Here is a 6,654-nt window from a genome sequence, read left to right as displayed (position 1 = left end):
AGGATCAAACTCTCTCGTTCAATCCATCTTAAAACAATACTGCTCAGGGTATCTATCAGCACCTAAGCACTGATAATACCCCTGGGCCTAAACCCCACACATCTCCACTCGGCTGGGAAAGAACAATCCGGACCGAAGTCCGGTGCGGCTCAGCGCCGCGTCGTGAGGGCGCATTATACGGAGCTCCCGAAGGGTGTCAACAGCCAATTTCGCTTTTTGGTGCTCGTATGATGGTGATGTGGCACAATCCCATACCCAGCCAACGGTTAGGCCGTCATTCGCCTTTTTGCAGGGCGACACGAGCGAAGTGCCGTTTACCCAATTGCAGCAGATACACCGCGTCCAGAGCCAGGATCATCGCCGGGTCGACAACCCGTTCACCATCGATGCGTACCGCGCCTTCCTTGATCTTGCGCATAGCCTCGCTGGTACTGGCGGCAAGGTGTACTTGCACCAATAGCTGACTGAGACGAGGAGCCGCAGACAGCTTTATCGCTTGCAGCGGCAGGTCGTCAGGAGTCTCGTGGCGCTGAAAGCGGGCCAGGAAGGCGGCAAGCGCCGCCTGAGCCGCCGCGGCGTCATGGAAACGGCACACCAACTCACCGGCTAGGTCCAGCTTGATATCGCGCGGATTACGCGCCCCGCTGGCTGCCTCTTTTTGCAGGCGCGTCTGATCTGCCGCAGGTACGCGGGAGAGCAGCGCGTAATAACGCCACATCAAGCTATCCGAGATGGACATGATTTTGCCGAACATCTCCGCGGGCGCGTCTTCGACCGCGATGAAATTACCCAGGGATTTGGACATCTTTTGCACGCCGTCCAGGCCTTCGAGAATGGGCATGGTGAGCACCAACTGCGGTTTTTGGCCATACTCACGCTGTAATTCCCGGCCCACCAGCAGGTTGAAACGCTGATCGGTACCACCCAGCTCCACGTCCGCTTTGATCGCGACCGAGTCATAACCTTGTAGCAAAGGATAAAGAAACTCGTGAATAGCGATGGGCTGATTCGCATTGTAGCGCTTGTTGAAGTCATCGCGTTCCAGCATGCGCGCCACGGTGTAACGCGCGGCGATCTGGATCAGCTCCTCAGGACGCAGGGCGCCCAGCCATTCAGAGTTAAACATCACCTCGGTGCGCTCGGGATCCAGTATCTTGAACACCTGACGCCGATAGGTCGCCGCATTGGCCACCACTTCTTCGTGACTCAGCGCTTTGCGGGTAACGCTCTTGCCCGTCGGGTCGCCGATCATGGCGGTAAAATCGCCGATAACGAACAGCAGGCGATGGCCGAGGTCCTGGAATTGACGGGCTTTATGGAGCAGCACCGTATGCCCCAGGTGCAGGTCCGGAGCGGTGGGGTCCATGCCCAGCTTGATCCGCAGGGGTCTGTTATCGCGCTGTGCCGCCGCGAGCCGCGGTAACATTTCGCCTTCGGGCAACATGTCGACGGTACCGAGCGCGATTTGTTCGAATGCATCCTGATATTTCGTTGTCATAAACTGAGCCAGTGTTTCGTAATGAGGCAGCATATTAGCATTGGCAGGGCCTCGGCTGAATGGTCTTTGCCACCACCCGGACATTCGCGCCCCATCTCCATTACGTACGGGTTAATCTCCGCAACAAAGGTACCTTGATCTGATCGAGAATGAAGGTGTAGAACGCCGTCACCAGGAGCAGGCCGGCGATAACGACTATCGGTAATGGCGCCATCAACCAGCCCATAACGGCCAGAACGCTTACTACCAATACGTCCGCCAGACTCGCCCAGAGCAGGAAACGACCAGGGATTGATCCCCAGAGATGGCCGCGCTCCCGCACCAAAAAGACATTAGCGAGCCCGGAAAATACCAGCCCAAGGAAATCCAAGGTCTGCACGGACGCCCATGGCAGCCCCAGAGACCGGCCCACGCCATACACGACGAAGATGTAAATCAGCCAGGCGAAAGCCACCACTAAGGAGGAGAGGACCAGAGTACGAATATCCCAGCGGTCCGGTTTGGGCGAGGGACGCACATTGTCCTCCGCCAGCGACATGGTCACGAAATCGTTGGCGAAGAGCAGCAAAAGGACCAGCAGCGGAGTGACCACAAAGCTGCGGAACATCAAGAAGCTCAGACTCAGGAACAAGGCGACCTGAAAGACCTTGACGATTTTGTTGAGGGTATAGGTGAGCATGCGCTGATAGACGCACCGACCGGCGGTCACCGCATCGAGCACCCCCTGCAGACCGGGCGTGGTAAGCACGAGGCTGGCCGCTGCCTTGGCAACGTCGGTGGCGCTTTCCACGGCCACGCCCATCTCCGCTTGTTTAAGCGCAGGGGCATCGTTAACGCCATCACCGGTCATGCCGACGATCCGGCCTTTTTTCTGTAATCCTTGCACCAGATGAAACTTATCGGCGGGAAAAACCTCGGCATATACGCCACAGTCCTCAGCCAGGGCACTGCGGTCACAAACGCTGCCCGTGATGGCCAGCGCTGTCGCAACATTTGTTGCCGTCTGCAGGCTGTCGCCGGTGACCATGCGTACCCGCACGCCAAGTTCCTGCAAGTGCTGGACGACTTCGGCAGCATCCGGGCGGATGGGGTCCGCGAGTGCGAGCAGACCGAGAAAGCGCGGTTGACCATCCGGGCCGGCCGCCACGGCGAGCACCCGTGCGCCACTGGCGGCGAGATCCGTTGTCGCTTGTTCCCAGTCCGTATTGCTGCAGAGTTTGGCGATGATCTGGGGTGCACCTTTGAGTGCGCGCCATGAGGCGTCGTCCTGCATGAAAACCCCCTCCGAACGCTTGGTAGCGGGATCAAAGGGCACGAATTGCTGGCGATCAGGCAGATTGGCGACCTGGGCGGCCGACTTCTGGAGGATGGCGAGATCAATGGGATCCTGGGTGGCGCTGTCACTGGCCAGGGCGGCCATCTTCAGGAGTTCCGCCTCTTCCACGCCGGGCCAACCCTTTGTCTGACTGAGGCTGAGACAGTTCTGGGTGAGCGTGCCGGTTTTGTCACTACAGAGATCACTCATGGCGGCGGCTTCTTCCACCGCGGCCAGGCGGGTGACCAGCACACCACGATGCACCAGATGTAGAGAGGCGATGGCGGTGGCGAGGGTGAAGGTGGCGGGCAGCGCCACTGGTACCGATGCAACCAGCAGGATGAGGGCAAAAGGCAGCATTTCCGCGAGAGAGATGTGGCTGGCGACTGCGTAAATCAGAATCGCGGCGACGAGAATGACGTCCATCACTATCAGATAGCGGACAATGGAGAGAACCAGTTCCTCCAAGTGACTTTGGACACCGGCACAGCGCACTAGCTCTGCGGTCTTACCGAAATAACTTCTGGCACCGGTCGCCGTGACCTGGCCCGAGGCTTCACCGCGACGCACGATGGAGGCCGAATAGAGGGTGTCGCCCGTGGTACATTCCGTCGGCATGGATTCTCCCGTCAGGGCGGATTGGTCTACCAGTATGCTGCCATCGCTGAGAAGCAGATCAGCAGGGACCATATCACCGACCCGCACATGCACCAGATCACCTGGCACAAGATCGGTGGCCGAGATGCTTTGCCATTGCCCGTCCCGACAGGCGCGGGCCTGAATTCGCAGTCGCTCTTTCAGCAGATCCAGCGCACTCTGCGCCTTGCGCTCCTGGCTGAAACCGAGCACTCCGTTAAATATGAGGAGCAACGTGATGATGATCGCTTCTGGCCATTTACCCAATATGGCTTCCAGGATCAGGGTGCCTTCCAGCATCCAGGGTACCGGTGCCCAGAACTTGAGGAGAAAGAGCAGCCAGTTTTGCGGTTCTTCTTCGATGACGGCATTGGGGCCATATTGGTCAAGCCGTTGCCGCGCCTCGTCGCTACTCAATCCGTTGCAGGTGTTTTCCGGCATATTCCGCGATCCCGATATCTTTTATATTCGTTCAAGTATAGGGCCCTAAAACCCACGAAGATTCCCCCGCAGGCCGTGCTGGTAGTAAACTGCGCAGATTACATTGCATTGGGAGCATCGCGTCATGTTAACCCTCTGGGGAGAAATGGTGATTGGGGCAGAGAAGCCTGTTCTCTTGGCGTTTGTCGCCTGGGGGATAAACCGGCTGGCGAATCGCCTTCATTGGGATGAGGGTCCACGATGATTTTGTTGACCTTGTTGAAGGGCAAACTGCATCGGGTGCGGGTTACCGCCGTCGAACTGGAATACGAGGGCTCCTGCGCGATTGACAGTGATCTGCTCGCTGCGGCGGGCATCCATCCTTATGAGCAAGTACACATTTACGATGTGAATAATGGGGATCGTTTCAGTACCTATGCGATCAGCGCACCGGCCGGATCGGGGATCATTTCAGTCAATGGCGCCGCAGCACGCCGGGTGGCCTTGGGGGACATCCTCATCATTGCGGCCTACGCGCAAGTGGCGGAGGAGAAAGTGGCCAGTTTTCGGCCGCAACTGGTGTATGTGGATGAGCGCAACCGCATAACCCGACGCAGCCAGCAGATTGATCCTGTCTTCGCCTGAGCGGAAAACCCCTTGTTGAAAGGGGTGCCTCGTAATGCCCGGCTGCTGATGGGAGCGCGTGCCGCCCGCAGCGTGGGGCAGGGAGCGCTGGTCGTTGATTTCGCACTCTATCTGCATGCCTTGCACTGGACGGCGCTCAGTATTGGCGTTTTGTACTCGGCGAGCCTGTTGGCCGGTGCTTTAGCGACCCTGTTGGTGGGCCCCTTAAGCGATCGCGTTGGTGCCAAAGGCTTTCTGTTGGGCTACGAGGGCGTTCAGCTCATCGCTGCATCTATCGCGCTGAGTACGGCGCAACCCGGCTGGCTTACTCTGGCTGCCATTCTCGGGGCCTTCGGCCGTGGCGCTAACGGTGGGGCCGGTCCCTTCGCTCCGGCAGAACAATCCTGGATGTCGCGGAGCGTAGCCAGCGCGCAATGGGGAGAAATTTTTCACTTTAATACCAGCCTTGGGCTTTTGGGGATGGCCGCTGGCGCCGCGCTGGCCGCCTTGCCCGGTATTTTAGCGGTTGTATTGCCGGGTGCAGCGGCTTACCGGCCCCTCTTCCTGATAGTCTTGCTGGGTTCCCTGATCTGTCTGCTGTTTTTGCATGCTGCAGAAGAGTCGCCGACCGACGCGGCATCAGCGGAGCAAAGCGAGCAGGTACAAACCGCTCCTCCGGCGGTGCGCAAGTCCATCTGGCGGGTGCTGCTGACCTTCGGCAGCATTAATGCCCTGAACGGGTTAGGAATTGGTATGGTGGGGCCGCTGATGGCGTACTGGTTTCATTTGCGCTTTGGGGTTGGACCAGCGGCAATTGGTGGCGCGATGGCACTCGCCTTCGCCAGTGCCGCCCTCATGTCGCTGATCGGTCTGCGCCTCATCCGGCGCTTTGGCCTGGTGGGAACCGTTTTGCGCATGCGCCTGCTCGGACTGGTGCTGTTGCTGGTTCTGCCGTTCTCGCCGTTTTTCTGGCTGGCGATGCTGATTTTTATCGCCCGTGGGGCATTGAATCAGGGGAGCATAGGCTCGCGGCAGGCGCTATTTCTCGGCCTGGTAGATAGAGATAAACGGGGTTTGGCAGCGACGGTAAATAGCTTGTCCATACAGGCGCCGCGGGCCATTGGCCCGAGCATTGCTGCCCTGTTTTTTCAATCAGAGATGCTGACAACACCCTTTCTGATTGCGGGGGTACTGCAAGGTGCGTATTTGTATTTTTTTCAGCGGTTTTTTAGAAAAGAATGATGCAACACGGATGACAAGGTGAGGAAACAACCGAGGCGACGATAGCCGCCTTTCCGCACAGCGATGACTACATCGCCATCATTCTGCCCTCGGCGCGGCACGAGACCGGCAACATCCACCATCTAAACCCACGCCCAGACTGGGGGGAACGCAATTTTTATGGTTTCGCATTGCCAGACGGGGTAGGCGGCGACTATGCTCTGAGCATGGACCATACCAACCCCAATTCCTTTCGTTTTGCGCCGCTACGGCGGGCTGCCTACCGCCTGAGCGTGACCCGAGCGGAACAGTTACCCGCCGATGAAGGCGTCGAAGTGGCCATTGCTGGCCGCTCCAACGTCGGCAAGTCATCCACCCTCAATATGCTGACCGAGCGCCGAGCCCTGGCGCGGGTCAGTCGCACCCCGGGCCGTACCCAGGCCATCAATATTTTCGACCTCGATCCCGGTCAGCGCCTCGTGGACCTGCCTGGCTATGGGTACGCCAAGGTGCCCGAGGCGCTGCGGCGCTCCTGGGGGCCGTTGCTGGAACAATATCTGCGGCGGCGCGGCAGTTTGCGCGGATTAATCCTGGTGATGGATATCCGCCATCCCTACGGCCCCCATGACGCCGATCTCATTGCCTTCGCGGCGGGCTGCGGGAGGCCAGTGCATGTCTTGTTGAACAAGGCAGACAAACTCAGTCGCGGCGCGGCAATTCAAGAAATGGCCCGCCTGCGGCGGATTCCGGAATTACAGGGGGTCGCCATGCAGCTCTTTTCCGCCCAATCGGGGCTTGGTATAGACGAGTTGCATGAACGTATAGCACGTTGGCTCACGCCAGAAGCAGAAAAAGAAACCCCGGCCTTGGCCGGGGCTAATAGCGAGTCCTCAAAGGGAGGAGAGAACTCATGATCCGGCCAGGGAGGGCAGACCGGACC

At 58.8% G+C, this 6,654-nt stretch carries 5 protein-coding genes; 3 read left to right on the top strand and 2 right to left on the bottom strand.

Features of this window, described 5'->3' with window-relative positions; all coding sequences use genetic code 11:
* Positions 1-274 precede the first annotated feature (274 nt).
* On the bottom strand, positions 275-1,498 hold the full coding sequence (gene tyrS / locus M0P56_RS09965; RefSeq protein WP_291509860.1) for a tyrosine--tRNA ligase: 1,224 nt from the start codon (positions 1,496-1,498) through the stop codon (positions 275-277).
* Positions 1,499-1,598: 100 nt separating this feature from the next.
* Entirely contained in the window at positions 1,599-3,890 is a 2,292-nt protein-coding gene (locus tag M0P56_RS09960) for a plasma-membrane proton-efflux P-type ATPase (RefSeq protein ID WP_291509859.1), read from the bottom strand.
* Positions 3,891-4,133: 243 nt separating this feature from the next.
* Here M0P56_RS09960 and panD point away from each other — a divergent pair, with 243 nt between their 5' ends.
* From panD to yihA, 3 genes are all read left to right on the top strand, one after another.
* Positions 4,134-4,514, top strand: coding sequence for an aspartate 1-decarboxylase (panD, locus tag M0P56_RS09955; protein ID WP_291509874.1), 381 nt, complete (start codon positions 4,134-4,136; stop codon positions 4,512-4,514).
* 12 nt (positions 4,515-4,526) lie between these two features.
* Entirely contained in the window at positions 4,527-5,735 is a 1,209-nt protein-coding gene (locus M0P56_RS09950) for an MFS transporter (RefSeq protein ID WP_291509858.1), read from the top strand.
* A gap of 170 nt (positions 5,736-5,905) precedes the next feature.
* Positions 5,906-6,628 carry a ribosome biogenesis GTP-binding protein YihA/YsxC gene (gene yihA / locus M0P56_RS09945; protein WP_367273210.1) on the top strand — a complete coding sequence of 241 codons (723 nt, stop codon included), beginning with the start codon at positions 5,906-5,908 and terminating at the stop codon, positions 6,626-6,628.
* The last annotated feature ends 26 nt before the right edge of the window (positions 6,629-6,654 follow it).

This window comes from Acidithiobacillus sp. (genome assembly GCF_023229925.1).
In the GTDB taxonomy this organism is placed as follows: Bacteria; Pseudomonadota; Gammaproteobacteria; order Acidithiobacillales; family Acidithiobacillaceae; genus Acidithiobacillus.
The sequence above is the reverse complement of the archived record's forward strand: the minus strand, read 5'-3'. Positions and strand labels throughout refer to the sequence as shown.

What these genes read in the sequence shown, in the direction of transcription:
- M0P56_RS09960 (WP_291509859.1), bottom strand. Translation starts at nt 3,890, where the DNA reads ATGCCGGAAAACACCTGCAACGGATTGAGTAGCGACGAGGCGCGGCAA.
- tyrS (WP_291509860.1), bottom strand. Translation starts at nt 1,498, where the DNA reads ATGACAACGAAATATCAGGATGCATTCGAACAAATCGCGCTCGGTACC.